Origin of the sequence: Streptomyces sp. NPDC007808 (assembly GCF_042868655.1) — a bacterium.
Classification (GTDB): Bacteria; Actinomycetota; Actinomycetes; order Streptomycetales; family Streptomycetaceae; genus Streptomyces.
On the sequence record NZ_JBIAEQ010000001.1, the window covers coordinates 558,655 to 583,929 of the forward strand.

The 25,275-nt window shown below is 71.3% G+C and carries 21 protein-coding genes and 1 pseudogene; 13 read left to right on the forward strand and 9 right to left on the reverse strand.

Going from position 1 to position 25,275, the window contains the following annotated elements:
- Positions 1-51: 51 nt before the first annotated feature.
- Positions 52-489 (reverse strand): hypothetical protein, encoded by a 438-nt coding sequence (locus ACFYNL_RS02460; RefSeq protein WP_388795183.1) that lies wholly within the window; start codon positions 487-489, stop codon positions 52-54.
- An 84-nt stretch (positions 490-573) separates the two neighbouring features.
- On the opposite strand from ACFYNL_RS02460, the gene ACFYNL_RS02465 reads away from it, so the two are divergent.
- From ACFYNL_RS02465 to ACFYNL_RS02485, 5 genes are all read left to right on the forward strand, one after another.
- Positions 574-1,305, forward strand: coding sequence for a helix-turn-helix transcriptional regulator (locus tag ACFYNL_RS02465; RefSeq protein ID WP_388797244.1), 732 nt, complete (start codon positions 574-576; stop codon positions 1,303-1,305).
- A gap of 26 nt (positions 1,306-1,331) precedes the next feature.
- Positions 1,332-2,018 (forward strand): GTP cyclohydrolase I, encoded by a 687-nt coding sequence (gene folE, locus ACFYNL_RS02470; RefSeq protein ID WP_388795186.1) that lies wholly within the window; start codon positions 1,332-1,334, stop codon positions 2,016-2,018.
- Between the two features lie 55 nt (positions 2,019-2,073).
- Positions 2,074-3,936 (forward strand): glycoside hydrolase family 15 protein, encoded by a 1,863-nt coding sequence (locus ACFYNL_RS02475; RefSeq protein ID WP_388795188.1) that lies wholly within the window; start codon positions 2,074-2,076, stop codon positions 3,934-3,936.
- Positions 3,933-4,421 (forward strand): hypothetical protein, encoded by a 489-nt coding sequence (locus ACFYNL_RS02480; protein WP_388795191.1) that lies wholly within the window; start codon positions 3,933-3,935, stop codon positions 4,419-4,421. The genes ACFYNL_RS02475 and ACFYNL_RS02480 overlap by 4 nt, the downstream gene beginning before the upstream one ends.
- 129 nt (positions 4,422-4,550) lie before the next feature.
- Positions 4,551-6,701: a SpoIIE family protein phosphatase gene (locus ACFYNL_RS02485; RefSeq protein WP_388795194.1), complete on the forward strand. Its 2,151-nt coding sequence runs from the start codon at positions 4,551-4,553 to the stop codon at positions 6,699-6,701.
- A 283-nt stretch (positions 6,702-6,984) separates the two neighbouring features.
- On the opposite strand, the gene ACFYNL_RS02490 is transcribed toward ACFYNL_RS02485, so the two are convergent.
- Positions 6,985-9,684 carry a SpoIIE family protein phosphatase gene (locus tag ACFYNL_RS02490; RefSeq protein ID WP_388795197.1) on the reverse strand — a complete coding sequence of 900 codons (2,700 nt, stop codon included), beginning with the start codon at positions 9,682-9,684 and terminating at the stop codon, positions 6,985-6,987.
- Positions 9,685-9,943: 259 nt separating this feature from the next.
- Between ACFYNL_RS02490 and ACFYNL_RS02495 the strand changes: the two genes are divergently transcribed.
- Complete coding sequence (locus ACFYNL_RS02495; RefSeq protein WP_388797248.1) at positions 9,944-11,065, forward strand: PP2C family protein-serine/threonine phosphatase; 1,122 nt, start codon at positions 9,944-9,946, stop codon at positions 11,063-11,065.
- A gap of 174 nt (positions 11,066-11,239) precedes the next feature.
- Here ACFYNL_RS02495 and ACFYNL_RS02500 read toward each other — a convergent pair whose 3' ends face one another.
- Together ACFYNL_RS02500 and ACFYNL_RS02505 are read right to left on the reverse strand one after the other, a co-directional pair.
- On the reverse strand, positions 11,240-12,010 hold the full coding sequence (locus tag ACFYNL_RS02500; RefSeq protein WP_388795200.1) for a DUF4328 domain-containing protein: 771 nt from the start codon (positions 12,008-12,010) through the stop codon (positions 11,240-11,242).
- A 227-nt stretch (positions 12,011-12,237) separates the two neighbouring features.
- A complete protein-coding gene (locus ACFYNL_RS02505) occupies positions 12,238-12,588 on the reverse strand; it encodes a DoxX family protein (RefSeq protein WP_388795202.1) in 351 nt (116 codons plus the stop codon).
- A 117-nt stretch (positions 12,589-12,705) separates the two neighbouring features.
- On the opposite strand from ACFYNL_RS02505, the gene ACFYNL_RS02510 reads away from it, so the two are divergent.
- On the forward strand, positions 12,706-13,608 hold the full coding sequence (locus tag ACFYNL_RS02510; RefSeq protein ID WP_388795205.1) for a LysR family transcriptional regulator: 903 nt from the start codon (positions 12,706-12,708) through the stop codon (positions 13,606-13,608).
- A gap of 19 nt (positions 13,609-13,627) precedes the next feature.
- A pseudogene (locus ACFYNL_RS02515) lies at positions 13,628-13,877 on the forward strand (sterol carrier protein domain-containing protein); the annotation flags it as partial.
- Between the two features lie 56 nt (positions 13,878-13,933).
- Here the strand turns inward: ACFYNL_RS02515 and ACFYNL_RS02520 are convergent.
- A complete protein-coding gene (locus ACFYNL_RS02520) occupies positions 13,934-14,701 on the reverse strand; it encodes a class I SAM-dependent methyltransferase (RefSeq protein WP_388795208.1) in 768 nt (255 codons plus the stop codon).
- 175 nt (positions 14,702-14,876) lie between these two features.
- Between ACFYNL_RS02520 and ACFYNL_RS02525 the strand changes: the two genes are divergently transcribed.
- Positions 14,877-16,457, forward strand: coding sequence for a Re/Si-specific NAD(P)(+) transhydrogenase subunit alpha (locus ACFYNL_RS02525; protein WP_388795211.1), 1,581 nt, complete (start codon positions 14,877-14,879; stop codon positions 16,455-16,457).
- Between the two features lie 6 nt (positions 16,458-16,463).
- Positions 16,464-17,918, forward strand: a complete 1,455-nt coding sequence (gene pntB / locus ACFYNL_RS02530) for a Re/Si-specific NAD(P)(+) transhydrogenase subunit beta (RefSeq protein WP_388795214.1) — start codon at positions 16,464-16,466, stop codon at positions 17,916-17,918.
- Between the two features lie 105 nt (positions 17,919-18,023).
- Here pntB and ACFYNL_RS02535 read toward each other — a convergent pair whose 3' ends face one another.
- The 4 genes from ACFYNL_RS02535 to ACFYNL_RS02550 form a co-directional block, all read right to left on the reverse strand.
- Entirely contained in the window at positions 18,024-18,266 is a 243-nt protein-coding gene (locus ACFYNL_RS02535; protein ID WP_388795216.1) for a hypothetical protein, read from the reverse strand.
- Between the two features lie 69 nt (positions 18,267-18,335).
- Positions 18,336-18,758: a hypothetical protein gene (locus ACFYNL_RS02540; RefSeq protein WP_388795219.1), complete on the reverse strand. Its 423-nt coding sequence runs from the start codon at positions 18,756-18,758 to the stop codon at positions 18,336-18,338.
- 171 nt (positions 18,759-18,929) lie between these two features.
- Complete coding sequence (locus tag ACFYNL_RS02545) at positions 18,930-20,387, reverse strand: hypothetical protein (protein WP_388795222.1); 1,458 nt, start codon at positions 20,385-20,387, stop codon at positions 18,930-18,932.
- A 421-nt stretch (positions 20,388-20,808) separates the two neighbouring features.
- Positions 20,809-22,008 carry a hypothetical protein gene (locus ACFYNL_RS02550; RefSeq protein WP_388795225.1) on the reverse strand — a complete coding sequence of 400 codons (1,200 nt, stop codon included), beginning with the start codon at positions 22,006-22,008 and terminating at the stop codon, positions 20,809-20,811.
- 105 nt (positions 22,009-22,113) lie between these two features.
- On the opposite strand from ACFYNL_RS02550, the gene ACFYNL_RS02555 reads away from it, so the two are divergent.
- The 3 genes from ACFYNL_RS02555 (at position 22,114) to ACFYNL_RS02565 (ending at position 25,270) form a co-directional block, all read left to right on the forward strand.
- Positions 22,114-23,094, forward strand: a complete 981-nt coding sequence (locus tag ACFYNL_RS02555) for an ABC transporter substrate-binding protein (RefSeq protein ID WP_388795228.1) — start codon at positions 22,114-22,116, stop codon at positions 23,092-23,094.
- Positions 23,095-23,174: 80 nt separating this feature from the next.
- The gene (locus ACFYNL_RS02560; protein WP_388797251.1) at positions 23,175-24,266 is read left to right on the forward strand and encodes a FecCD family ABC transporter permease; all 1,092 of its coding nucleotides are present in this window, start codon (positions 23,175-23,177) and stop codon (positions 24,264-24,266) included.
- Complete coding sequence (locus tag ACFYNL_RS02565; protein WP_388795231.1) at positions 24,263-25,270, forward strand: FecCD family ABC transporter permease; 1,008 nt, start codon at positions 24,263-24,265, stop codon at positions 25,268-25,270. Before ACFYNL_RS02560 ends, ACFYNL_RS02565 begins: the two co-directional genes overlap by 4 nt.
- The last annotated feature ends 5 nt before the right edge of the window (positions 25,271-25,275 follow it).

The following is a 25,275-nucleotide window of genomic DNA, read 5'->3' on the forward strand; positions in this document are numbered from 1 at the left end:
CTGCCGTGAGTCGGACGGCCGCTTGCCGTCGTGGCGCTGGGCGAGCTGCCGTCACTCGGACGGCCGCTTGCCGTCGTAGCGCCGGGCGAGCCGGGCGAGGGCGACCGCCCCGAGCAGGAGACCGAAGTCGCGCAGCGCGATGTCGTAGTAGTCGGGGATGGTCAGCAGGTTGACGATGATGCCCGCGAGCCATCCGGCAACCAGCCAGGCCCCGAAGCGCGGGGCCAGGGCGACGGCGATGCCCGCGACGATCTCGATGACGCCGACGGCGTACATGGCCGACTGGGCGCTGCCGGGAACGATGTCGTCGATCCACGGCGCGAGATAGGCGGGCCAGTCCACGAGCAGGTTGGCGAACTTGTCCAGCCCGAACAGGATCGGCGCCACGGCGAACCCGGTGCGCAGGATGACGAACGCCTGGTAGCCGGGGTCGGTGAACGCGGCCCACCGGGGGGCGGCGGACGTGCGGGGTGTGGTTGCGGACGACATGACGCCCTTCCTTCTATCGACAACTTTCACTATCGATAGAAGCGCGGAAACCTTCTTTAGTCAATGCCCATGTGTTTTAGACTGGTGTTCGTGGACGCCCCGAACGAAGCACTCAGCCCCGACGTCTCCGCCGTCGCCGCGCTCGACGAGCCGACCCGCAGGAGGCTGTACGACCACGTCGTGCGCCAGCCGGGACCGGTCAGCCGCGACGAAGCCGCCGAGGCCCTCGGCCTCGCCCGGCAGACCGCGGCCTTCCACCTGGACCGACTGGCCGACGAATCACTCCTCGACGTCGTCTACGAGCGGCGCAGCGGACGCACCGGCCCCGGAGCGGGCCGGCCGGCCAAGCTCTACAAACGCTCCACCCGACAGGTCACCGTCACGCTGCCCGAGCGGCACTACGAGCTGGCCGGGCGCCTCCTCGCCCAAGCCCTGGAGGAATCCGAGGCCACCGGCGAGCCGGTGCGCACCGTCCTGCACCGAAAGGCGCACGAGCTCGGCACACAGATCGCCGGACCGGAGCGCACAGACGTCTTCGCCCTGCTGGAGGAGAACGGGTTCGAACCCCGCTACGACGGTGACGCCATCGTCCTGGGCAACTGCCCTTTCCACGCGCTCGCCCGCGACCACACGCAGACCGTGTGCGGCATGAACCTGCATCTGCTGCGGGGCGTGCTCGACGGACTCGACGAATCCGGCCTGCAGGCATGCCTGTCACCCAGCCCCGGTCACTGCTGTGTACGCCTCCAGCCGGCCACCCCACCGCACGGGGCCGCACCGCGCTCGGAAGGCGCACCACCGGCCGCCGCCCCCTGACCCGGTCCGCACCCAAGGAGCACCCCATGGACATCTCCGCCTCGGCCACCGCCTCCATGCAGGACACGGCCGACCTCCCCGCCCGCTTCGCCGCGATCCCCTCGCCCCAGCCCCCGAGGGCATCCACCGCCCCGCTGCGAGTCGTCCACGACACCGACGGCGTCGACCTCGCCGAAGCCGAACGCGCCGCCGCCCGGTTCCTCGCAGCGCTCGGCATCGAGACCGACACCGAGAGCACGCGGGGCACCCCCGGCCGCATGGCCCGCGCCTACGCCGAACTGTTCAGCCCGCGCCCCTTCGACCTGACGACCTTCCCCAACGACGAGGGCTACGACGAGCTGGTGCTGGCCCGCAGCATTCCCGTCCGGACGGTGTGCGAGCACCACATGCTGCCCGTCGTCGGCACCGCCCACGTGGGGTACCTCCCGGGCCACCGCATCCTCGGCCTGTCCAAACTCGCCCGCGTGGTCGAACACTTCGCCTGCCGCCCCCAGGTCCAGGAACGCCTGACCAAGCAGGTCGCCGACTGGCTGCAGGCTCACCTCGAACCCAAGGGGGTCGGCGTCGTGATCGCGGCCGAGCACAGCTGCATGACCCTGCGCGGCGTCCAGGCCACCGGCTCCAGCACGCTCACCTCCAGCCTCCTCGGCACGCTCCGCGACGACGCCCGTTCCCGCGCCGAATTCCTCTCCCTCACGGGCATGCTGACCTGAAGCCGACGAACCGGATGAGCGAGCGGTACGGCCCGGCGCATGGGAGCGTGGTCGCATGGGGGCCATCAGCGGATCTCCGGGAGCAGGAACAGCACATGCTTCCGCGGCCGGCGGCTCGCGGCTCGGTGGCTACGTTCCGCTGCGCGACTACGCGGTGATCGGCGACGGCCGCACCGCCGCCCTGATCGCCCGGGACGGCTCGGTGGACTGGCTGGGCCTGCCCGACCTCGACTCGGCCGCCGTGTTCGGTGCCGTGCTGGACGCCGACCACGGCGGACGCTTCACGCTGGAGCCGACCGTGCCCTTCCGGGCGGAGCGCCGCTACCTGCCTCACACCAACGTGCTGCAGACGACCTTCAGCACCGCTCGCGGCGCGGTCCGCGTCACCGACGCGCTCACCCTGCACGACGAGGCGGCACTGACACCGATGCGTGAGCTGGTGCGACGTATCGACGGGCTGTCCGGGTCGGTGCCGATGCGTTGGAGCGTGCGGCCACGCTTCGGCTACGGCACGGCTCGCACACGGTTCGTCCGGCGTTCCGGCGTCCCCGTGGCCACGGCCGGCACCAAAGCGCTCGCCGTCTGCTCGTGGGACGCCGGCGCACCGGCATGCGACGGACGGGCCATCAGTGGCGCATGCGAGATTCCGAGCGGCCGCAGTGCCCTGATCGCGATGCCCTTCGCCGACCAGGAACCGCTCGTTCTGCCGGCCCGCGCCGAGTGCGAGGCACGCCTGGACGACACCAGCGCCGCCTGGCGACGCTGGGCCCGTGACCGGAGGTACCCGGGCCGGTGGTCCGAAGCGGTCATGCGCAGCCTGCTCACGCTGAAGCTGCTCGTCCACGCCCCGTCCGGAGCGGTCGCCGCCGCGGTGACGACCTCGCTCCCGGAACAGATCGGCGGTGAGCGCAACTGGGACTACCGCTTCTCCTGGGTACGAGACTCCGCCTTCACCCTCGCCGCGTTCTTGCAGCTCGGCTGCCCTGCGGAAGCGCACGCCTACTTCTGGTGGCTGATGCACGCCTCCCAGCTCACCCACCCCCACCTGAAGGTGCTGTACCGGCTGGACGGCGGCCACCGCACCCCGGAGCGGACCCTGCCCTGGGAGGGCTACCGCGGCTCGGGGCCGGTCCGCACCGGAAACGCCGCGGTCGGCCAGCTCCAACTCGACACCTACGGCGAGCTGCTGCAGACGGCCTGGCAGTACGCGCGCGCCGCCGGACACCTCGACGCCGATGTCGCACGGCGCCTCGCGGAACTCGCCGATCTGGTCTGCGCGAACTGGCGGCAACCCGACGCGGGCATCTGGGAGGTCCGCAGTGAGCCCCGCCATTTCACCCAGTCCAAGATGATGTGCTGGGTGGCCCTGGACCGCGCCGCCGACCTGGCCGAGCACGATCTGATCCCGGACCGGCACCTGGCCCGTTGGCGCACCGAGCGCGACCGGATCCGCGCCTTCGTCGAAACCCACTGCTTCTCGGACGGCCTCGACAGCTACGTCCGCTCCGCCGGCGGCACCGACCTGGACGCCTCCGTGCTCCTCGGCCACCTGTACGGATACCGGGGCGGCCACCGGCGGATGGACGTCACGATCACCGCACTGGCCGACCGGCTGCGGCACGGGCCGTACGTCGAGCGCTACTCGGGGGAGGACGGCCTCAGCGGCACCGAAGGCGCCTTTGTGGCCTGTTCCTTCTGGCTCGTCGAATCCCTCGCCCGTACCGGACGCCGCCTCCAGGCTGTCGACCTGATGGAGGAGCTGGTCGGACTGGCCAACGACGTCGGCCTCTACAGCGAGGAGATCGACCCCGCCACCGGTGACTTCCTCGGCAACCTTCCCCAGGGACTGAGTCATCTGGCGCTGATCAGCGCCGCCTGCGCGATCGATGCCGCCGACGACACGGGCGCGGCGCCGTGAGCGCCTGGGCCGGGGGGACCGCGGCAGGAGCCTTCGTCGGCACCCTGGCCCTGACGACCGCCCTGCGTGCCGCCAGCGAGCTGAGCCTGACCCGTATGGACCTTCCGTTCCTCCTGGGTACGGCGGTGACCGTCAACCGCACCCGTGCGAAGTTCGTCGGCTACCTGATGCACTTCCTCAACGGGCAGATCTTCGCGTTCGTCTACTTCGCCGTCTTCGTCGCGATCGACCGGGCGGGCTGGTGGCTGGGGGCCCTGTTCGGACTCGCGCACGGTCTGTTCGCAGGCACCGCACTGGTCAACATCCTGCTGCCGCTCGTCCACCCGCGGATGGGCAGCCCGCTGACCAGCGCTCCGAACGTCGCCCTGCTTGAGGCCCCCGGCTTTCTCCTGCGCAACTACGGGCCGGGCACCCCCCTTGTCACGGTTGTCGCCCACATCGGCTACGGCTCGATCGTCGGCGGCTTCACGGCGCTGGCGGGCTGACGGACTGGTCGGCGATGCCACCGGCCGGCGTACCGCCCGGCATGGATGCCGTCACGCACAGGGCGGCGTATTGTCCCGGTATGGGTGATGGTCCTCGTCGCTGCCGGGTGCGGGGTGGGGGGTGAGGGCATGCGCCATCACACGGATGAGGACATGCCGCGGCACACGGCCGCGTCGACCGCCTCCGGCGCCGAACGGCTCCAGGCCGTCCTGGCCGACGCCATGCGCAGCACCGGCGCGTCGCTGGGCCTGCTGTACCTGATGCTGCCGGGGGAGCGGGTGCTGCGGCTGGCTGCGGCGGGCGGCGTCTCTCGTCGGATCACCGCCCCCTGGCTGCAGATTTCGATGGACGACCCGATTCCGGTGGTGGACGCGATACGGCAGCAGCGTCTGGTGTGGCTGGCCGGCCAGGAGGAGATCGCGCGCCGCTATCCGCGCCTGGGAATCGTGTTGTCCTACGACATCATGCTGGCCGCGGCCCCGTTCACCGGAGGCACGCGAGCGTCGGGCGGGCTCGTGCTGCTGTGGCCCGTCCAGCACCCCCCGCAGCTGAGTGCGTACGAGCAGGACGCGATCGGCGCCTGCTGTCACCGCGCCGCGCTGCTGGTGCGGCAGGCGGCCGACAGCGGCCGTCCACTGCTGCCCGCGGACCAGCCGTGGCTGCTGCCGCCGACACGGACCCGCGTACCCGACCCCATCCGGGCGGCAGCCGCACTCGACTACGCCGAACGCGTCCCGACCGGGTGCTGCGCGCTGGACATGGACGGCCGGGTCACCTACATCAACCCCGCCGCCGGTGATCTGCTCGGCGTCGGCACCCGAGCCCTTCTGGGCACGCGACCCTGGGAGGTACTGCCCTGGCTGCGCAACCCCCTCTTCGAGGACCGCTACCGGGCAGCGGTGATCAGCCGTCGGCCCACGTCCTTCACCGCGCTGTGCCCGCCGGACCAGTGGTTGTCCTTCGAGCTCCATCCGGACGACCGGGGTATCAGTGTCCACATCGCTCCCGCCGCGACCCGGCCCGCTCCGGCCGAGGACAGCGGACAGCCCTCCGCGACCACCGAGGAGCAGATCGGGGCGGCCGCCCTGTATCACCTGACGCACCTGGCGGCCACGCTCACCGAGGCCGTCGGGGTCGGTGACGTCGTGGAGCGGGTCGCCGACCAGATCGTGCCCGCCTTCGGGCCGACGGCCATGGCCCTCATGGCGGTGCAGGGCGGCCGTCTGCACATCCTCGGCCATCGCGGTTACCCCCGGGAGCTGATGGCCCGGTTCGACGGCGAACCGCTGACTTCGCGCACCCCGGCCGCGCACGTGCTCAACGCCGGCATCCCCAGCTTCTTCGCCACCTTCACCGACCTCAAGCGGGCCTACCCGGCGGCCGTCCACGAGGACGGCATGGCCTCCTGGGCCTTCCTGCCCCTGATCACCTCCGGCCGCACCGTCGGCTCACTCGTCCTCGCCTACGACAGGCCCCGCCGGTTCCCCACACCGGAACGCGCCATCCTGACCTCCCTGGCCGGACTCATCGCCCAGGCCCTGGACCGCGCCCGTCTGTACGACGCCGAACACACCCTCGCCCGAACCCTGCAGACCGCCCTGCTACCCCCAAGCCTGCCCCGGATCCCGGGCCTGGAGGCCGTCGCCCGCTACCTCCCCGCCGATCGACGCACCGACATCGGCGGTGACTTCTACGACCTCATCCACTGCCACCCCGCCAGTGCCGCCGCCACCATCGGGGACGTCCAGGGCCACAACATCCAGGCCGCCGCCCTCATGGGACAGGTCCGCACCGCGGTCTACGCCCACGCCACGACCGCGGCACCACCGGCAGACGTCCTGGCCAGGACCAACCGCCTCCTGACCAACCTGGAACCCGGGCTGTTCGCCAGCTGCCTCTACGTCCAACTCGACCTGGCCCGGCATCGCGCCCGGCTGGCCACCGCGGGCCACCCGCCCCCGCTCGTACGCCACCCCGACGGCCGCAGCGAAGTGCTCGACCTGCCGGCCGGGCTGCTGCTGGGCATCGAGCCGGACGCCGACTACCCCGACGTCGAGCTCCCCCTTCCCCCGGGCACCTTGCTGGCCCTCTACACCGACGGTCTCGTCGAGACACCCGGCACCGACATCGACGACGCCACCAGCACCCTCGCCGAACAACTCGCCCACGCAGGACGGCACGACCTGGACGACCTGGCCGACGCCCTCCTCCACCACGCCGAAGTGTCGGCACCGCGCCACGACGACATCGCCCTCCTGCTGATCCGGGCGACCGCCTGACCCGTCCGACAGGAGTAGTGCCGGCAGGCGCGGTGGCGCACCTTGGTGCGGGCCCGCGCCCGGCGCTGATCATGCCCGGGTCGTAGTGCGTACCCGGATCGTCCGCAGCCTGAACGCCGGACGCGGCGGTGGCCGAGGAACCGGTATCCGCCTCATGGCGCCCTTCAGTTGCAGCCGTACGTATCCGCGCTGCCCCCGCAGGTCCTCAGAACGGCCCGTGCGCGCCGCAGATGCCCACCGCGCTCCAGCGCTGGGCATCTGCGCTGCCCTGTCCTCGCCGGTGTCAGGACGGCTGCCGGTCGACCTCGGGCAGGGCCTGTTCGGCCCAGATCACCTTGCCCTGCGGGGTGTATCGGGTGCCCCAGCGTTCGGCCATCTGCGATACCAGGAACAGGCCCCGGCCTCCCTCGTCCGTCGTCGCGGCGTATCGCAGGTGCGGAGAGGTGCTGCTGCTGTCGGCGACCTCGCAGATGAGCGTGCGGTCGCGGATCATCCGCACGTGGATGGGCTCGCAGCCGTAGCGGATGGCGTTGGTGAGGAGCTCGCTCAAGATCAGCTCCGTGGTGAAGCCGAGCTCTGCAAGGCCCCACTCTTCGAGCTTTTCGGAAACGGCGTCCCGCATCCCGGCGACCGCCGCAGGATCCGGCGGTACGTCCCAGTCGGCGATCCGGTCGGGCGGCAGCCCCCGGGTGCGGGCGACGAGGAGGGCGACGTCGTCCTTGGGGCGCCCGGGTCCGGGAAGCAGGCTGTCCAACACGTCCTGGCAGGTCTTCTCGGGTGGCCGTCCGGGGTGGCCCGTCAGCGCGTCACGCAGGAGTTCCATGCCGACGTCCAGATCACGCTTGCGGTCCTCGATCAGGCCGTCGGTGTACAGGACCAGCTGGGTCCCTTCGGCGAGGTACAGCTCCGCGGTCTGGAAGGGCATCCCCCCGAGGCCGAGGGGCGGGCCGGCCGGCAGGTCCGGGAAGGCGACGGTTCCGTCGGGGTGGACGAGCGCGGGTGCCAGATGGCCCGCTCGCGCCATGACGCAGCGGCGCGTCACGGGGTCGTAGATCCCGTACAGGCAGGTGGCGCCCACGACGCCCGCGGCACTCGTGGTGTCCGCCTCGTCCTGGTCGATACGGCCGACCAGGTCGTCCAGGTGGCTCAGCAGTTCGTCCGGTGGCAGATCGAGGCTGGAGAAATTGTGCACCGCGGTCCGCAGGCGTCCCATCGTGGCGGCGGCGTGGAGGCCGTGGCCGACCACATCACCGACAGCGAGCGCCACCCGGCTCCCCGGCAGGGGAATCACATCGAACCAGTCCCCGCCCACGCCCGACTGGGCGGGAAGGTAGCGGTGGGCGATGTCCACGGCGCTCTGCTCGGGCATGGCCTGCGGCAGCAGACTGCGCTGGAGGGTGACGGCGAGGGCGTGCTCGCGGGTGTACCGGCGGGCGTTGTCGATGCTGACCGCGGCGCGGGTCACCAGCTCCTCCGCCAGCGACAGGTCCTCCTCGTCGAAGCGCTGATGTCGTTCGGTGCGCCAGAAGCTGGCCATACCCAGCACCACGCCGCGGGCCTGGATGGGGGCCACGATGAGGGAGCGGATGCCGTAGTCGATGATCTTCTTGGCACGCTCGGGGTCCTGCACACGCCAGTCCGCGGCGGTCGGCAGGTCGCTCACCAGCTGGGAGAGGCCGCTGCCGTATCCGCGCGCCTGGGGCGTGGCGGGCAGGTAGTCGATCAGCCGGCCCCGTTCGTTGAGCGGATGGTCCTCCGCGAGGCCGCACACGGCCGAACGGCGCATGTCCGTCGCGGTGGGGGCCGGCTCCTCGCCGTGCAGGACGGCGTCGGACAGGTCCACGGTGACGAAGTCGGCGAAGCGGGGGACGGGGACCCGCGCCAGCTCGTCGGCCGTGCGCAGCACGTCCAGGGTGGTACCGATGCCGAGTCCGGCGTCGTAGAGCAGCCTGAGCCGCTCGCGGGCCACCTCCGCCCTGCCGGTCACCGCCTGCAGCTCGGTGGAGTCGCGCAGCGTCACCACGGTCCCCTTCGGACCTCCCGCGCGATCCGTGGGCCGCTGGTTGACCGCCAGCAGTCGGTCTCCGGCGAAGTGCACCTCGTCGCTGGCCTCGCGCCCGGAGATGAGCAGCGCCTTGGTCTCGGGATCGAGCCCCGGCAGTTCGGAGACATGCCGTCCCTCGACGTCCGCGGGCAGCTCCAGCAGCCGTCGTGCCTCGTCGTTCGCCAGCATCAGCCGACCGTCGGCGGCCACGATCACCACGCCCTCCCGGACGGAGTGGAGCACCGCGTCGTGGTGGGCGTACATCAAGGTCATCTCGTCCGGGGCAAGGCTGTGGGTCTGCCGTTGCAGCCGCCTGCCCACCAGCGCGGTCACGCCGGTGGACAGCGCGAGCGCTCCCGCTCCGGCGCCCAGGATGATCGGTAGTTGCCGGTTCACCTGGCTCTCGACGTTCTTGACCTTCAGACCGGCCGAGACCAGACCCACCACGGTGCCGTCGGATTCCTCGATCGGAACCGTGGACTGCACCTCGTGACCGAGAGGGCCGTCGACGCTCTCCACGTAGACCTTCCCCGCCAGCGACGGCTCGATCTCGCCCACGAACCGCTTGCCGATCCGGTCCGGCAGCGGGTGCGTGTACCGGATTCCCTCGGTGTCCATGACCACGATGAAGTCGACGTCGGCGGCCCGGCGCGCCTTCTCGGTGAGCGGCTGGAGGACCTTGCTGGGGTCGGGGCTCTGGAGAGCCGCCAGGACGCCTGGTGAGTGCGCGAACGTCTGTGCCACGGCCGTGGAGCGGCGCCTGGCCTCGGCGTTGGTGTCCCGCTCCGACTGCAGGACGAGGGCGATGACGCCGCAGAGCACGAGCAGCACCACCAGGGCCACCTGGAAGACCAGCACCTGGCCGGCCACGCTTCGCGTGCTCCTGCTGATCAGCCGCTTGACTGACAGGTGCCGAAAAAGGGCGAAACGCCTCGCCATGCGACCTTTCTAACATCGGTGATTCCCGGCGGCTAGGGCTCGCCGGGCCGACCCCTCTCCGATCGGCCCGGCCGGCCTCGGCCGACCTCGGCCGAACTCGGCCGATCCGCGCCCGCCGCGGCGGCCCTCGGGCGTCTGCGCGGGCATCCGCGGCCGGGCCTCGGCGCCTCCCGGAGGCCGGCCGCCGCAATCTGTCGCGCGATGTGTGATTTCTCCGCGCCCGATGTCCGCTTAGGTCGATATGATACTTTTTGTGATCATGCTTGGACGGCTGTGGCGCCGTCGTCCCGCCTATGGCGGCCGATGGGAAACTGCCCGGCTGTCACCGGTGATCCTCACCGTCCTCATCGCCGGACTGGCGTTCTCCACCCCCAGGGAGATCGCCGTCAGCCGCCTTCTGCCCGCCGCACCCGCGCTCGCCGCCGCGATGTGGCCCGTGCTCCCCACGATCCTGCTGGGGACGTTCTGCCTGCTGACCATGGTCACCCTCAGCTTCTTCTACACCGACCTGGGGACGCAGTACACGTCGGCCGCGATCATCGCGGTCACCCTGGCGGCCGCATACGCCAGTCACGTCCGCATCCAGCGCGAGGAGATCCTCTTCCAGCTCCGGCTCGTCGCCGACGCGGCCCAGAAAGTGCTGCTGCGCCCGTTGCCGCGCCGCATCGAGGACGTCGAGATCGAGTCGCTGTACCTGGCGGCCCAGGAACAGGCCAGGATCGGGGGCGACTTCTACGAGGCGATCGGCACGCCCTACGGGGTCAGGCTGCTCATAGGCGACGTACGGGGCAAGGGGCTGTCCGCGGTGGGGGCGGCGTCGGCCGTGATCAGTTGCTTCAGGGAGGCCGCCTACGACGAGCCCGATCTGAAGGGCATCATCCACCGCCTGGAGACCACCGTCACACGTCACAGCGCCGCGTTTCCCGCCCATGACCAGCCCGAGCACTTCGCCACCGCGCTCCTCGCCGAGATCCCGCACGGCGGCGGCCGCGTACGACTTCTCAACTGCGGGCACCCCCCGCCGATGATCGCGCACTGCGGGAAGGTCCGGGTCCTGGAGCCCACCACTGCCTCCCCGCCCCTCAACCTCGCAGCGCTCATCGGTGACCGCTACTGGGTCGACAGCGTCGCCCTCGCCCCGGGTGACCAGTTGCTGCTCTACACGGACGGCGTGTCGGAGACCCGGGACCACGACGGCCAGTTCTTCCCGCTCCAGGAGTGGATGGAGCAGCAGGGCCCGCAGCCGCCCCGCGAACTGCTCGACCGGTTGCACCGGGATCTGCTCCAGCACGGGGGTGGGAAGCTCGACGACGACATCGCGGCTCTCGCGCTGAGATGCTCCGGGGTGCAGGACCGGAGTGCGGTCGACCGGCAGTGCTGAGTCCCGGCGCACGGGGTGAGTCCCCAGGCAGGCGCGGCCACCGTGGAGGGCCGGGAGTGGTCCGTGCCGCCGGTCGGTTGCACCCGGGGCGTGACGCCCGGCCGCGCCTTGGCGGCGATGACCGTGGACAGGAGGCCTCCCCGCTGCCTCTCGTCCGTACCCGTTAATCCGCGGTCAGCCGGGGACGGGCACCGGGACGCCCGGTCCGCTGCGGGCCTTCGTGTCCTGCATCCTGGTCAGCGCGCGTACGAAGACGATGGCGAGAACGGCGGCGACGATGTCGACGGCGTCCGAGAACAGCACCTGCCCCACGGCCCGCCGGACTTCCGCGGCCGTCTCAGCCCTGCGGTACGTGGTGGCGGAGATCCGGCCGGCGAGCAGGCTGATCACCCACGCCGTCCACCAGCTGTTGACCAGCCCGTGCGGCCGGGGCGCGGCCCAGGGGCTGCTGGCATCCCAGACGTCCAGCGCGACGCGGCGGGGGAACCACAGGTTCACGATCGGCACGAACCAACCGCCCACGGCCCAGCCCCGCTTCTTGCGGTGCCCGAACGGATCGAACACCTCGGCGTTGACCCGCACGCGGTGGAACCAGACGAGGAAGACCACGCCGGTGCTCAGAAGGGCGACCGTCTGTGCGACCCCGGCCGCCGCGGACAGCGAGTCCGCCCGCTCCGCCCTGCGCTGCACGGCCTCGGTGAAGTCACCGTCCGCGAGGGTGCCCAGCACGTCGTACGACATGATGTCCGCCCAGACGGCGAACAGGTCGGTCGCGATGACCAGTCCGAGCAGCACGGCGACGGCCCTGCCGAGGCCGACGGGCGAGCTCAGCCGGGCGTTGTGGCCGTGCGGCGGCGCCATGAGCGGAGCCCCGGCCGCGGCGCAGTGGCTGCAGATGACGCCGTCCGGTGTCGCCTCCAAGTGGCGGCATCGCGTGCACAGCATGGTGGAGTGTCCCCCCGAGTCAGGATTCGACAGAACCGTGCGGGTCCTCCCCAGAACCTCACGCACGGTATGCGGAACATACGGCTCACCACCCCCGTACGTCTACTGGTTTCAGCAGCGACATTCTGGGCCTGACCAGGCATGAATCCCGTACGGCGGGCACGGCCGGCGTCCGCGAGCGAGGCGCCGCCCACCGACTGGAAGCGGCCGGCGCTCCACTCCGACGTCTATCGCAGCACGGCGAGGACGACAGACGCTGCGGCCAGAGCCAGGTAGCCACCGGGAAAGGCGAGGTTGTAGTAGACACGCGCACGGATGTGTACGGCGACCGCACCGATGAAGAACAGGACGAGTCCTGTACCGGCGGCGACGCCGATGACCGGCACACCCAGGAGCCCGAGCAGCAGACCGGCGGCCCCGGCGGCCTTGAGGGCAGCAAGCCCCGGAAGCCAGGTCTCCGGGACTCCTACCTCAGCAGAGTTGGCGAGGACGAACCTGGCTCCGAGGAGGTCGGCGACGGCGACCGCGGCATTGGCCAGGACGGCGACGACGGTGATGAGCGCGTAGGCGGTGAACATGTGCCTCGTCCTCCGGTCGAGCGCATCGTGAGTTCGGCGAGTCGGGTGCGCTCACCTCGACAAGCCTCTTCGCGCCACTTGAGCGGCGTCCAATACGTGCTTCCATAACCTGTGAGCATGGACGTGGACACTCGACTGCTTCGCTACTTCGTCGCCGTGGCCGAGGAGGGGACCCTGACCCGCGCCGCGGAACGACTGTTCGTGTCCCAACCGGCGCTCACCAAACAGATCAAGCAGCTGGAGACCCAGCTCGGAGTGCGGCTGTTCACCCGCTCCCGCACCGGCATGACCCTGACGGCACCGGGCCGGACCCTCGCCGACCGAGCGCCCGCCTTGCTGACCGACTGGGCCCAGGTGCTGCGCGAGACCAAGCACACCGCCGACCGGGCGGCCCGGGTGCTCAAAGTCGGCTTCATCGCCAGTGCCGCCAACGAGGCGACCCCGCGCATCATCGCGGAGTTCACCCGGCGCCGCCCGGGCTGGCGGGTGGAGATGCGGCAGGCAGCCTGGTCGAATCCGAGCGCCGGGCTCGCCGACGGAGACGTCGACGTCGCCCTGCTGCGGCTGCCTTTCCCCGGCCAGGACACTGTGCGCACGGCGGTACTGCTCACCGAGCCCCGCTGGGTCGCCCTCCCCGAGACACACCCTCTGGCCGCGCGCAGCGTGATCCCCTTCCGGGATCTGTGGGACGAGCCGTTCGTGGCCGCCCCGCCTGAAACAGGCCGGTGGCGAGACCACTGGCTGGCCACCGGAGAACGCGGCGGCCATCCGGTTCGCATCGGCGCCGTCACCGACCAGCCGGACGACTGGCTCAGCGCCATCGCCAACGGCTACGGGATCGCCCTCGCCCCCGCGTCAGCCGCCCGCTTCTACGCCCGCCCCGGCATCACCTACCGCCCGGTCAGCGGCGTCACCCCCAGTGAGGTCGGTGTCGCCTGGGCCCGCGCCGGCGACCACGATCCCGTCGTTCAGGACTTCGTCCACTGCTGCCTCGATGCATCGGAGGCGGAGGTGCCGTGAGCGGCCATGGCTGGACCGAGATTCGTTCCTCGGCGAGCACGGCCGCCACCTGCTGACCGTCCGGGACCGCAAGGCCGGCTGCGTCCCGACGGACCGGAGCCGGACCTGTCCTTGGACGTGCGGGACCTGGGCTCGGTCCACCTCGGCGGCACCGCCCCGAGCACGCTCGTGCGTGCCGGGCACATCCGAGCCCACCACCCGGACGCGGCCGCCCTCGCCGACGCCCTCTTCGCACCGATCGCCTCCCGCACTGCCTGCACTGGTTCTGACCGAAGCAAAAGGCCGACAGCTCCACCGAAGTCCCCGGGACGCCACACCGATTCCCCTACTCCGCGGCATACGTCGAGAGCAACGGCTGAAAGAAGCCGCTCTCCCGCGGCATCCGCCACCTCGGCGCCACGAACCCCGCGTTCGCGGCGAGAGCGGACAGCCGGTTCCGGCTGAGCGCCCAGTAGGTGGTGCGGTGGACCTGGACGCGCCACTCTCCGCCGGACGGCAGGAGTTGGAACAGCTCCAGGTCGTAGTGCTCGCCGTCGTCATGCCAGTGCCAGAGCTGGAAGGTGACGGCCCGTTCACGACCGTTCGTCGAACGGTGGACCTGCAAAGGCGTGGATTCGGGGCGGTTGCGCAGCAGGTCGTCGTAGGGACGTGTGCTGGCCAGCAGCAGGCCGCCGGGACGCAGCACCCGGCGCATCTGAGTCAGGGCGGCGTGGACGTCCTGCTCCGTCAGCAGGTGGGGCAGGGCGTTGTCGGCGCACACGACGACATCGAACCGGGCGTCGGGGAACGGCAGGCGTCGCATGTCGGCCACGGCTGTGCGCAGCGGCACGTTCCGGCGGGCGGCCTCACGAGCGGCGCGGGCGGCGGCGCGGCGGCTGATGTCCGTCGCGATGACGTCGTGCCCGCGCAGCGCCAGGCCGACGGCCTGTGTGCCGATGCCGCAGGAGCAGTCCAACACCGCTGCTCCGTCCCGTCCGATCAGGGCGTCCAGGGCCTGGCCCTGCCGGCGCATGCTCGCGTCCCAGTCCCCGTAGATCAGGTGGTAGTTGTCGGCCAGGTCGTCGTAGAAGCGTGCCACCGGGGTCTCAGGCATGGCCCGAGGCTACTGCGCCTCGACCTGGACACGTCGACCCAGGAACTCGCTCGTCGCCGGCCGGCGACGGCTCGACTCGCGGCTCGACCCGCCGCGCACAGGAGCCGACTCGCTTCCCGACCGCCGACTGAGGGCAGACCTTCGGCGGAGGGGCACTCGATCAGAGAGGAAGACGATGGTCCCATCGGAACGGGAACCGGAGCAGGAAGCGCAGCGGATCGGCGTACCCGCCGAGTCCACCGCGGGCGAGACCAGAGTGGCGGCGACACCGTCCACCGCGGCCAGACTCGTCGCCCTCGGGTACGACGTGGTCGTCGAACCGGGGGCCGGGGAGTTGTCCCGCTTCTCGGACGCGGCGTACGAGGAGGCGGGCGCCCGTCTCGGCGACCCGTGGCGGGCCGACATCGTGCTGAAGGTCAACGGTCCGTCGAGTGAGGAGATCGGCCGGCTGCGGGACGGAGCGACGCTGATCGCGCTCATCGGCCCGGCCCTGAACCCGGAACTGGTCGAGGAGTTGGCGCGGCGGCCGATCACCGTGCTCGCCATGGACGCCGTCCCACGCATCTCGCGCGCCCAGTCCCTGGACGTCCTCAGCTCGATGGCGAACATCGCCGGATACCGGGCCGTGGTCGAGGCGGCGCACTCCTTCGGCCGCTTCTTCACCGGCCAGGTGACCGCCGCGGGCAAGGTGCCGCCGGCCAAGGTGCTGGTGGCCGGGGCCGGAGTGGCCGGACTCGCGGCGATCGGCGCGGCACGCAGCCTCGGCGCCGTGGTCCGCGCCACCGACCCGCGGCCCGAGGTCGCCGAGCAGGTGCGCTCGCTGGGTGGCGAGTTCCTGGAGGTACGGCTCGAAGGAGCCGACCAGGAGACCGGCGCCGACGGCTACGCCAAGGCCACCTCGGACGACTACAACCGGCTCGCCGCGCGGATGTACGCCGAGCAGGCCGCCGACGTGGACATCATCATCACCACCGCGCTCGTCCCCGGCCGGCCCGCGCCGCGACTGATCACCGCCGAGGACGTGGCGCGGATGAAGTCGGGCAGCGTGATCGTCGACATGGCCGCGGCACAGGGGGGCAACGTCGAGGGGACGGTCGCCGGGAAGGCGGTCGTCACCGACAACGACGTCACGATCATCGGTTACACCGACCTGCCCGGCAGGCTCCCGGCCCAGGCGTCGCAGCTGTACGGCACCAACCTCGTCAACCTGATGAAACTGCTCACCCCCGGCAAGGACGGACGGCTCGTCCTCGACTTCGACGACGTGGTGCAGCGGTCGATGACCGTGGTACGCCACGGTGAGAAGACCTGGCCACCACCACCCGTGCAGGTGTCCGCCACGCACACTCCCGTCCCTCCCCACGGCCCGGGATCCGAGGGAGCCCCCGGCGTCACGGCGAGACCCGAGCGCTCACCGCGGTCGGGGTACGCACTCGTCGGCGCCGGAGCGCTCGCCCTCTTCCTGGTGACCGCCTTCTCGCCGCCCCGACTGATCACGCACTTCACGGTCTTCGTCCTCGCGATCGTCATCGGCTTCTACGTCATCGGCCAGGTGCACCACGCACTGCACACCCCGCTGATGTCGGTCACCAACGCGATCTCCGGGATCGTCGTGGTGGGCGCGCTGCTGCAGATCGGGCACGGAAACACCGTGGTCACCATGTTGTCGTTCGCCGCGATCCTGCTCGCGAGCATCAACGTCTTCGGAGGATTCGCCGTCACCCGCCGCATGCTCGGCATGTTCTCGAAAGGCTGATCAGGGATGACCACCTACACGGCCGCACAGGCCGCCTACGTCGTCGCCGCGCTGCTGTTCATCCTCAGCCTCGCCGGACTCTCCCAGCACCGGACCTCCCGCTCGGGCGTCGTCTGGGGCATCGCGGGCATGGTCATCGCGACGGCCGCCAGCATCGGTCTCGCCTCGCGGTCCCTCACCACCACCGGTCTGATGCTGATCGCCCTCGCCACGGTTGTCGGCGCGGGCATCGGACTGTGGCGCGCCCGGGTCGTCGAGATGACCGGCATGCCGGAACTGATCGCCATCATGCACAGCCTCGTCGGTCTCGCCGCCGCGTTCGTCGGCTGGAACGGCTACCTCGACGTGGACGCCGGCGGCCACGCCGGTGAGGAACTCACCGGCACGCTGCTGCGCATCCACCACGCCGAGGTCTTCATCGGCGTGTTCATCGGTGCCGTGACCTTCACCGGCTCCGTGGTCGCCTACCTGAAGCTGTCGGCGCGGATCAAGTCCCGCCCGCTCATGCTCCCCGGCAGGCATGCCCTGAACATCGGCGCGCTCGCCGCCTTCGCCGTGCTCACCGTGGCCTTCGTCGCGCGCCCCCACATGGGACTGCTCATCGCGGTCACCGTGGTCGCCCTCGCCCTGGGCGCGCATCTGGTCGCCTCCATCGGCGGCGGTGACATGCCCGTGGTCGTCTCGATGCTCAACAGCTACTCCGGCTGGGCCGCGGCGGCCTCGGGCTTCCTGCTCGCCAACGACCTGCTGATCGTCACCGGCGCGCTGGTCGGCTCTTCAGGCGCCTACCTGTCGTACATCATGTGCAAGGCGATGAACCGCTCGTTCATCTCGGTGATCGCGGGCGGATTCGGCGCCCCGACCGCGACGAGTGACGACGACGGCGCACGGGGGGAGCACCGGGAGATCAACGCGGAGGACACCGCGGAACTGCTGCGCGACGCCTCCTCGGTGATCATCACCCCGGGCTACGGCATGGCCGTCGCCCAAGCCCAGTACCCCGTGGCTGAGTTGGCGCGCAAGCTGCGCGAACGAGGCGTCGAGGTGCGCTTCGGAATCCATCCGGTCGCCGGCCGGCTGCCCGGTCACATGAACGTGCTGCTGGCCGAGGCCAACGTGCCCTACGACATCGTCCTGGAGATGGACGAGATCAACGACGACTTCGCCGCCACCTCGGTCGTCCTGGTCATCGGGGCCAACGACACCGTCAACCCGGCGGCCGCCGAGGACCCGGCCAGTCCGATCGCCGGAATGCCGGTCCTGCACGTGTGGGAGGCGGCCCAGGTCGTGGTCTTCAAGCGGTCCATGGCCACCGGGTACGCGGGTGTGCAGAATCCGCTCTTCTTCCGAGAGAACACCCAGATGCTCTTCGGCGACGCCAGACAACGGGTGGAGGACATCCTGCGCGGCCTCGACGCCCTCGACACTCCGGAGCCGGAGATGGCCGGCACGACCCGCTGACGGTCTCCGTACGCCGCTCGCGGTGCCACGGCAGCCCGCCTCCCGCCGGCGAGCGGCGTTCCGCGGCTGGGGCGGGTCGTCGTCGAACGTCGCCCCCCATGGACGTCATGAGGTCGTGGAGAGCCTGAGGGTCGTTGCTCGCCTGACCCCGCCGACGCCCAGCAACTCGGCCAACGCAGCGTTGAAGCTGTCGAGTCCGTCGGCCTCCAGATGGGCGACGATCTCGTTCGGCATGATCTGGCTCGCCAGCACCTTGCAGCCACCGAGGCTGTGGTGCGTCAGACGTTCGAGTGTGTCGCCCTCGCCGGCCGGCTCCACCTCGAACAGTACGTACGCACGGACCAGCATCTGCGAGCACCTCATTCCGTTCGAAGTCGGGTTCGCCAAATAGCGGGCAATGTGATCAGTTCGATGAAATTAACACTGTCGTTCGTCGGTTCCCGGCAGGCGCGGTCGTGCGGTGTGGCTGCCGGCCGCCGCCAGCCCCGCACAGAGGAGGACGTATGCGGCGAGGGCCGGGACCGGTATGTGGCCGCCGATGCGGTCGACGGCGTCGATGAAGTACCCGGAGAGCCCGGCCCAGACCAGCCCACCGACGAGTACCAGCAGCGCGTTGCCGTTCTCCCGCATCACCCGCATGCCGCCCCACAGCAGAACGGGCATGAGAACCCAGGAAGCGGCCGTGGTGAGCAGGAACTCGAAGGCACCGGAGAGCACCGCGTCCCCGCTCGCGGCCTCGCTGTCGCGGGCCCACGCGTAGCCGGTGGACATCAGCCCGTGGCAGGCCGCGGTGGCGGAGCCGGCGGTGAGGGCGCCTTTGGCTGATCGTGCGTACCGCATGGCGGGAACTCCTGGTTCGTCGTGGGCCGGTGGGCCCCGAACAGGTGTACAGGAGCTCACCGGCGCGTGCGGACGGAGGGTGACGACACAGAAGCTCCCGCACGGCCCGGTGGCGGGTGCGCATCGCTCTTCCTGTCCCGCCCTGCCGGTAGGGCCGGGCGGGCGCTTCGGTCAGCCGGCCATGATGCTGCCGAACTCCGGGTGGCCGCTGGTGGAGATGCCGACGGTGGACGGGCCGAAGGAGACCGCTCCCGCGGTGCGGATCGCGGTGCCGTCGGTGAGGAGACCGACGACGGTGCCGTCGAAGTCGTTCTCGCCGTTGGCGCCGACAGTCAGGTCGGCCTTGTGGTCACCGTTGACATCGGTCAGGAAGACCTCGCCGCCGAACTGGTCGGACTTCTCGTTTCCGCCGGGCACGCCGGCGGTGTCCTGGTGCAGGTACTGGCTGCCGGTGGCGGTGACGCCGGCGGCGGATCCGTACAGGACGGTGACCGCCCCGGTGTCGATCACCGAGGTGGCCGTCGTGGTGAGGTTCTCGCCGGGCGCTCCGACGGCGACGTCCGCGTAGCCGTCGCCGTCGATGTCGCCCACGGCCACCTCAAGGCCGAAGCGGTCGCCGGTCTCGGCGACGCTGGGGACGCCCGCGGTGTCCTGGCCGATGACGTCCGCCTGGTAGGAGCGGTAGGTGTTGCCGTAGATGACGCTGATCTTGCCGCCCTTGACGGCACCGGGGATGCCGTCGTCCCAGGGTGCGCCCATGACCACATCGTCCGTACCGTCACCGTTGAGGTCCCCGGTGCCGGTGATCAAGCCGGCCGCCAAGTCGTCCTGGGAGCCGTCTTCCAGTTTGGTGCCGGTGGGCGAGGCGTAGATGAGGACGTTGGTCCTGTACCGGGTGTCGGCGTCGAAGCCGCCCACGATCAGGTCGTCGCCGCCACCTCCGTTGAAGTCGCCGGTGGTCAGCTGCGTGGCACCGGCGTTGCTCGCTTTGACGATGTTCGGCCTGACGTAGTAGGTACCGCCGTTGCCTCCGGCTCTGGTGAAGCCGCCCCGGAAGATCCAGACCTTGTCGGAGGTGCCGCCCGCCGCCAGGTCCGTCTTGCCGTCGGGGTCGAAGTCGCCCGTGGCCAGGGACTGGCCGAACCTGTCCTGGGCCGAGGCGTTCGGGTCGGCGACGGTGGTGCCGCCCGCCAGGCCGGAGGCGGAGCCCCAGACGATGGTGACGGCGCCGCCGTCGGTGTCGCTGCCGACGTCCTCGCCGGGGGTGCCCACGGCGAGGTCGGCGTACCCGTCACCGTTGAGATCTCCGGCCGCTGTGGTGGCGCCGAACATGTCGTCCGTCTCGGCACCGCCCGGGATGCCGGTGGAGTCCTGGCTGATGAGAGTCCGGTTGGTGGCCTTGAGACCGCTCGCCGAGCCGTACATGACGGCGATCTGACCGGCCCGGGACCTGCCGCCGACCGCGGCGAGCGGAGCCGAGACGGCGACGTCGCGGTAGCCGTCGCCGTTGAAGTCGCCCTGCAGGCCGGAGCCGGCGGCGACGGCGGTCCCGGCACCGACCGTCAGCAGGGGGCCGGTCAGCGCGGCCGCCACGGCCGAGGCCATGACGATGCGTACACGTGTGGGCATGCGGCGTTCTCCCGAGCATGCTGGGGACACCGCGTGGTGTCCCGGGCCGTTGGACGTGCCATGGTCCGCGGGCGCGGCGATGGCATATGCCAGACCGTCGAGGTGCGTCGGTGGTTGTACGCGATTCGGTGCGACTTCCAGGGCGCCCGGGGGCCGTGGGGGAGGGCTCGGGCAGGCGAATGCGGGTGGACCGGAACGGGGGCGCGCAGAGGGATCAGCCGTAGGGCGTGAGCGACGGGCGATCTGGCGCACCGACAACCCCCACCCGCACGCCTCGTGGCCCTGCGCCGGACGCCGTGTGACCGAATCCCGCTGACCGACCGATGGTGCCTTCGTCGTACACGTAGTCTCTGGAGACGCGCGGTCGGCCGATGGTGCGTTCGGGCATTGCCGGCCGGGCGGATCGCCGAGTACGGCGGGGCTACCGGCCCACGGTGTCGGCTTCGGCCCTGTCGGTCCTCGTGCGCAGCATCGCGTGGCCGCCGTGATGCAGGGGCGTGTCCAGCTGCCACCGGGCTGCCTCGCTGCCCGTTCGGGTGTCGAAGAGGTGCACCTGGCCGTGGCCGCCGCGGGTGACGGCGACCCAGTCCGCGCCCGGTGAAGCCGCCACCGCACGGCGCTGGACGCCCTCCCAGGGGGTGCCGCCGCGGCGGGGCGCGCCCCGCATGGCCGGGAGGGGAGCGCGGTGCGCAGTCCCGGCTTCGGTGTCCAGCAGGATCAGTTCGTCGCCGTCCGGGTGGATGCGGGTGAAGGCGGTGTGGTTCTCGGCGAGGGCCAGTCGGAAGACCAGTCCGGGGCCGAGGTCCGTCAGGGTCGTACGGTCGGCGTCCAGGTCGTGGTGCCATGCCTGGTTGGTCCACTCCGGCCATCGCAGGGGATCCGCCGGGCCGCCCCGCAGGGTCGACCACAGTGCGGGTCGCCGCGGGTCGAGCCGCAGATACCAGCCTCGGGCGGGCGCCCCCCACCCGATCACCGGCTCCGCGACCAGCGCGTCGCCCTTGCGGCGCGCCCGGTGCACCCCCTCGCCGGTGGCCGCGAACACCAGGCCGCCATCCGGGTCCTGCGCGTCTCCGTGTCCGTCGTCGGGCAGTGCGAGATGCGTGTGGGCGGATACGGCGGGGCAGCCGGGCGGCGCGGCGAGCAGGTCGGCGAACCGGTGGACGGCCAGGGCGCCGGGCTCCCTGTGCCGCAGGACGAGGAGAGGATCCCCGTCGCCGAGCACGGTCACTCCCGGCTCGCCCGCGCGCGTGCGGACGCGGGCCGCGTCCCCCGTGGCGAGGTCGACCACCGTCAGCAGATCCGACCAGGGCTCGCTGTTCCTGCCCAGGCCCGTGGTGACGGCCGCCCACCGGCCGGACGGGTCCACGGCGAGATGCTCGGCCGGCACGGCCACCGGAACGGACTTCTCGACCAGCTCCGGACCGAACGGGTCGAGCACCAGCAGCTCGCCCCTGCGGTCGTCTACGCATGCCACCCGCCCGCCGTGCAGTGCCAGGAAGCCCGCGTGCTCGGAGAGGTGACGTCCTGTCAGGCGAGCTGTCTCGGAACCGTCCGGCACGGTCAGGACATGGAGACACCCCTCCATGTGGTCGGAGACGAGCAGCAGTGGACCGGCGGTCATCGGTGCCTCCCTCATCGGAACGAGATCATAATGAAAACGATTATCATGTATGTTCGGTGGGTCCGGGGAACATCGGGGAACTTCAAGGAAGAAGCGAGGGCATCGATGCTGCGCTCACCGTCGAGATTCGTTCGTAGCTGCGTCGCCGCAGCGGTAGTGGGATCTGTCCTGGCCGGATGCGGCGCGTCCACCGAGCCGGCGAGCGAGCGGAGCGCTGCCGCGGCCGGGCCCAGGACCGACGTGACCGTCGAGAACATCAAGGCCACCCTGCAGTTGACGGACGCGAACGGGGTCAAGATCTCGTTGCGGAAGAAGCCCGAGCGTGTCGTCTGCCTCTTCGCGCTCTGCGACGACATCCTGACCGAGCTCGGCATCGTCCCCACGGCCACGAACAGCGCGCTGCTCGCCCACCCCCGCTTCCTGGGCGCGGCGAAGGCGAAGGAAGTCGACATCATCCCCGGCGGTTTCATAGCCCCCGAGGTGGAGGCGATCCTCTCCCACAAGCCCGACCTGGTGATCGGCCTGCAGGACACGCACGGCAAGCTCGCCCCGGCACTGAAGGGCGCGACCACCTTCTGGCCCATGCAGCCGGAGACATGGCAGGACAGCGTGGGGTACCTGCGCGACACCGCCGCGCTGACCGGCCGTACCGCCGAGGGCGAGAAGGCGGAGAAGACCTTCCGGACCAAGCTCGCCGAGGCCGAGCAGGCCAGGAGCGACAAGACCGCCCTGGTCATCTACGGCAGCGACGAGAACTTCGGTGTCGCCACCCCCGAGACGGACGTGGCGGCCAGCCTCTTCCCCAAGCTCGCCGAGTACCCCTGGAAGTCGCGTGGCGTGGAGGGCAGTTACAGCCTGGAGGAGATCCTCGCGGCCGACGTCGACGTGATCTTCTCCGAGACGATCAGCTTCGGCGATGCGGACGGCAAGCTGTCGCAGAAGCTGGCCGAGAACCCGCTGTGGGGGAAGATCCCGGCCGTGCGCAACGGCGATGTCCACGAGGTGAACTCCGAGGTGTGGGCCAAGGGGCGTGGCACCCGCTCGCTGGGCATCGTGCTCGACGAGGCCACGGCCGCGCTGCGGTGAGCGCACCTCCTGCGACAGGGGTACGGCGGGTGGCCGTGCGGTCCGTACGGACATGGCGACTCGTGGTGCTGCTGGTCCTGTTGGCGGCCTCTTCCGGATGCGCGCTCAGTCTGGGCACGCCTCTCGTGCCGCCGCACCAGCTGCCCGGTGCCTTCCGGGACGCCGACACCACCCTGGCCGGGATCGTCGTCACCGAACTCCGCGTACCCCGGCTGGTGCTGGCCCTGGTGGCCGGTGCCTGCCTGGGCGCCGCGGGACTGGTGCTGCAGGAGGCGCTGCGCAACCCCCTGGCCATCCCGGAGATGCTGGGGGTCTCGTCGGGAGCCGCGTTCGGGGTCGCCGCGCCGTTGGTGCTCGCGGTGTCCGTCCCCGCCGTGGTCCAGCCGATGCTGGCGATCGGCGGGGCGGTGGTGGGCGGCGGACTCACGCTGCTCGCGGCCGGTATGGGACGCAGCCCGTCGGCCGTACTGCTCACCGGAGCGGCGGTCGCCGCCGCGTTGCAGGCCGCGCTGCTCGTGCTCATGGTGATGGCCGACCAGCTCGACCTCCAGCTGATCTACCGGTTCCTGCTCGGCTCGCTGTCCGCCCGTACCTGGGACGACGTCACCGGACTGTGGCCCTGGCTGCTCGTCGCGGTCCCCGCTCTCGTGCTGTGCGCGCCGGTGCTCTCGGTGCTGCGGCTGGGGGACGAGGACGCCGAGGCGCTGGGTGTTCGCGCCCAGCGGGCCCGGCTGGCGGCGCTGGCCATCGCCGTGGTGCTGATCGCACCCGTGACGGCGGTGTGCGGACCGGTGGCATGGGTGGGGTTCCTCGCCCCCCACCTGGCGCGGCGGTTCGACCCGGCTGCGGACGCGGTGCGTTGGCTGCCCTGGTCGACGGCCTGGGGGGCGGTCGTGGTGGCCGTCGCCGACGTCCCGGCGCGACTGGCCCTGGCGCCCGTCGAGACACCGGTCGGCGCCTGGACGGCTCTGCTCGGCGTACCGGTCGGCGTCGCCCTTCTTCGGTCGGGCCGGCGGAGGCCGGCCGGCCGGCGACGCGTATCGCGATGCGCCTCGGCAACCGCCGAGCCGCACGGCAGCGGGCCTCTCCCGCACATGTGCGGGGACGGCCGAGGACAACAACAGCCGGGGGCCCCGTTCGACGGAGTGCCCGGAGCGGGGGAAGCCCGATGAGCCGACGCATCCGGGCACTGGTCGCCCTCGTCGTCGTATGCGCAGGTGCCGGGTTGGTCGCCGGGCGGGGCATGTCCCCGGCCGCGGTCCTGGACGTGCTCGGCGGAGGCGGCGACGCGACGCAACAGCACATCATGTTCCAACTCCGGCTGCCCAGAGTGCTGGTGGCCCTCGGCGCCGGTGCCTGCCTCGGGGTCGCGGGCCTGGTGCTGCAGTCCGCGCTGCGCAATCCCCTGGCCGGACCGGAGGTCACCGGTGTGACGCCGGGCGCGGTGCTGGGGGCCGTCACCGCGACCGGACTCGGCCTCGCCGGGTGGGAATCGCCCATCGCCGTGGTCGTCGCCGCATGTGCCGGCGGGTGCACGGGGGCCGCGCTGTTGTGGCTGCTCGCCGGGCGGGGCCGTGGCGACCCGGCGCAGACCGCCCTGCACGGGGTCCTGGTGTCGGCGGTGCTGGGCGGGCTGACCGCCATGGTCCTGCTGGTCGCGCCGGGGGAGCTGGGCAGCGTCGTCCAGTGGCTCGTCGGCACGACGGAGGGCCGGGTGTGGCAGCACTGGCACCTGCTGTGGCCGTGGGCGCTGGCCTGGGGTGCTGTGGCGTGGCTGCTCGCCGGGCCGCTGACCCTGTTGCGCTGCGGGGACGAACTCGCCACCGCGGCGGGGCTGTCGACACGACGCGCCCGCAGCCTCGCCCTGCTGTGCGCGGTGGCCCTGACAGCCGGTGCGGTGGCCGCCGTCGGTGCCCTGGGGTTCGTGGGACTGCTCGTTCCGCATGTCGCCGTGGCCCTGTTCGGCGCGGACCTGAGGGTCTCGCTGCCCGGTGCCGCTCTGGTGGGCGCGGCCGTGGTGTGCGGGGCGGACGCGGCGGCGCAGCTGCTGTCGAGGCTGCTTGCCGTCGCGTTGGACTTCGGCCGGCTCACCTTGCCGGTCGGGGCGCTCACCACCTGCCTCGGGGCCGCCCTGCTGCTGGTCGTGGTGCGTCGCGCGCCGGACCGTACGTTCTGAAGTCG

What these genes read in the sequence shown, in the direction of transcription:
- ACFYNL_RS02505 (WP_388795202.1), bottom strand. Translation starts at nt 12,588, where the DNA reads ATGTTCACCGCCTACGCGCTCATCACCGTCGTCGCCGTCCTGGCCAAT.
- ACFYNL_RS02500 (WP_388795200.1), bottom strand. Translation starts at nt 12,010, where the DNA reads ATGCTGTGCACGCGATGCCGCCACTTGGAGGCGACACCGGACGGCGTC.
- ACFYNL_RS02490 (WP_388795197.1), bottom strand. Translation starts at nt 9,684, where the DNA reads ATGGCGAGGCGTTTCGCCCTTTTTCGGCACCTGTCAGTCAAGCGGCTG.
- ACFYNL_RS02525 (WP_388795211.1), top strand. Translation starts at nt 14,877, where the DNA reads ATGGTCCCATCGGAACGGGAACCGGAGCAGGAAGCGCAGCGGATCGGC.
- folE (WP_388795186.1), top strand. Translation starts at nt 1,332, where the DNA reads ATGGACATCTCCGCCTCGGCCACCGCCTCCATGCAGGACACGGCCGAC.
- ACFYNL_RS02555 (WP_388795228.1), top strand. Translation starts at nt 22,114, where the DNA reads ATGCTGCGCTCACCGTCGAGATTCGTTCGTAGCTGCGTCGCCGCAGCG.
- ACFYNL_RS02495 (WP_388797248.1), top strand. Translation starts at nt 9,944, where the DNA reads ATGCTTGGACGGCTGTGGCGCCGTCGTCCCGCCTATGGCGGCCGATGG.
- ACFYNL_RS02485 (WP_388795194.1), top strand. Translation starts at nt 4,551, where the DNA reads ATGCGCCATCACACGGATGAGGACATGCCGCGGCACACGGCCGCGTCG.
- ACFYNL_RS02520 (WP_388795208.1), bottom strand. Translation starts at nt 14,701, where the DNA reads ATGCCTGAGACCCCGGTGGCACGCTTCTACGACGACCTGGCCGACAAC.
- ACFYNL_RS02510 (WP_388795205.1), top strand. Translation starts at nt 12,706, where the DNA reads ATGGACGTGGACACTCGACTGCTTCGCTACTTCGTCGCCGTGGCCGAG.
- ACFYNL_RS02550 (WP_388795225.1), bottom strand. Translation starts at nt 22,008, where the DNA reads ATGACCGCCGGTCCACTGCTGCTCGTCTCCGACCACATGGAGGGGTGT.
- ACFYNL_RS02540 (WP_388795219.1), bottom strand. Translation starts at nt 18,758, where the DNA reads ATGCGGTACGCACGATCAGCCAAAGGCGCCCTCACCGCCGGCTCCGCC.
- ACFYNL_RS02475 (WP_388795188.1), top strand. Translation starts at nt 2,074, where the DNA reads ATGGGGGCCATCAGCGGATCTCCGGGAGCAGGAACAGCACATGCTTCC.
- pntB (WP_388795214.1), top strand. Translation starts at nt 16,464, where the DNA reads ATGACCACCTACACGGCCGCACAGGCCGCCTACGTCGTCGCCGCGCTG.
- ACFYNL_RS02460 (WP_388795183.1), bottom strand. Translation starts at nt 489, where the DNA reads ATGTCGTCCGCAACCACACCCCGCACGTCCGCCGCCCCCCGGTGGGCC.
- ACFYNL_RS02535 (WP_388795216.1), bottom strand. Translation starts at nt 18,266, where the DNA reads ATGCTGGTCCGTGCGTACGTACTGTTCGAGGTGGAGCCGGCCGGCGAG.
- ACFYNL_RS02565 (WP_388795231.1), top strand. Translation starts at nt 24,263, where the DNA reads ATGAGCCGACGCATCCGGGCACTGGTCGCCCTCGTCGTCGTATGCGCA.
- ACFYNL_RS02545 (WP_388795222.1), bottom strand. Translation starts at nt 20,387, where the DNA reads ATGCCCACACGTGTACGCATCGTCATGGCCTCGGCCGTGGCGGCCGCG.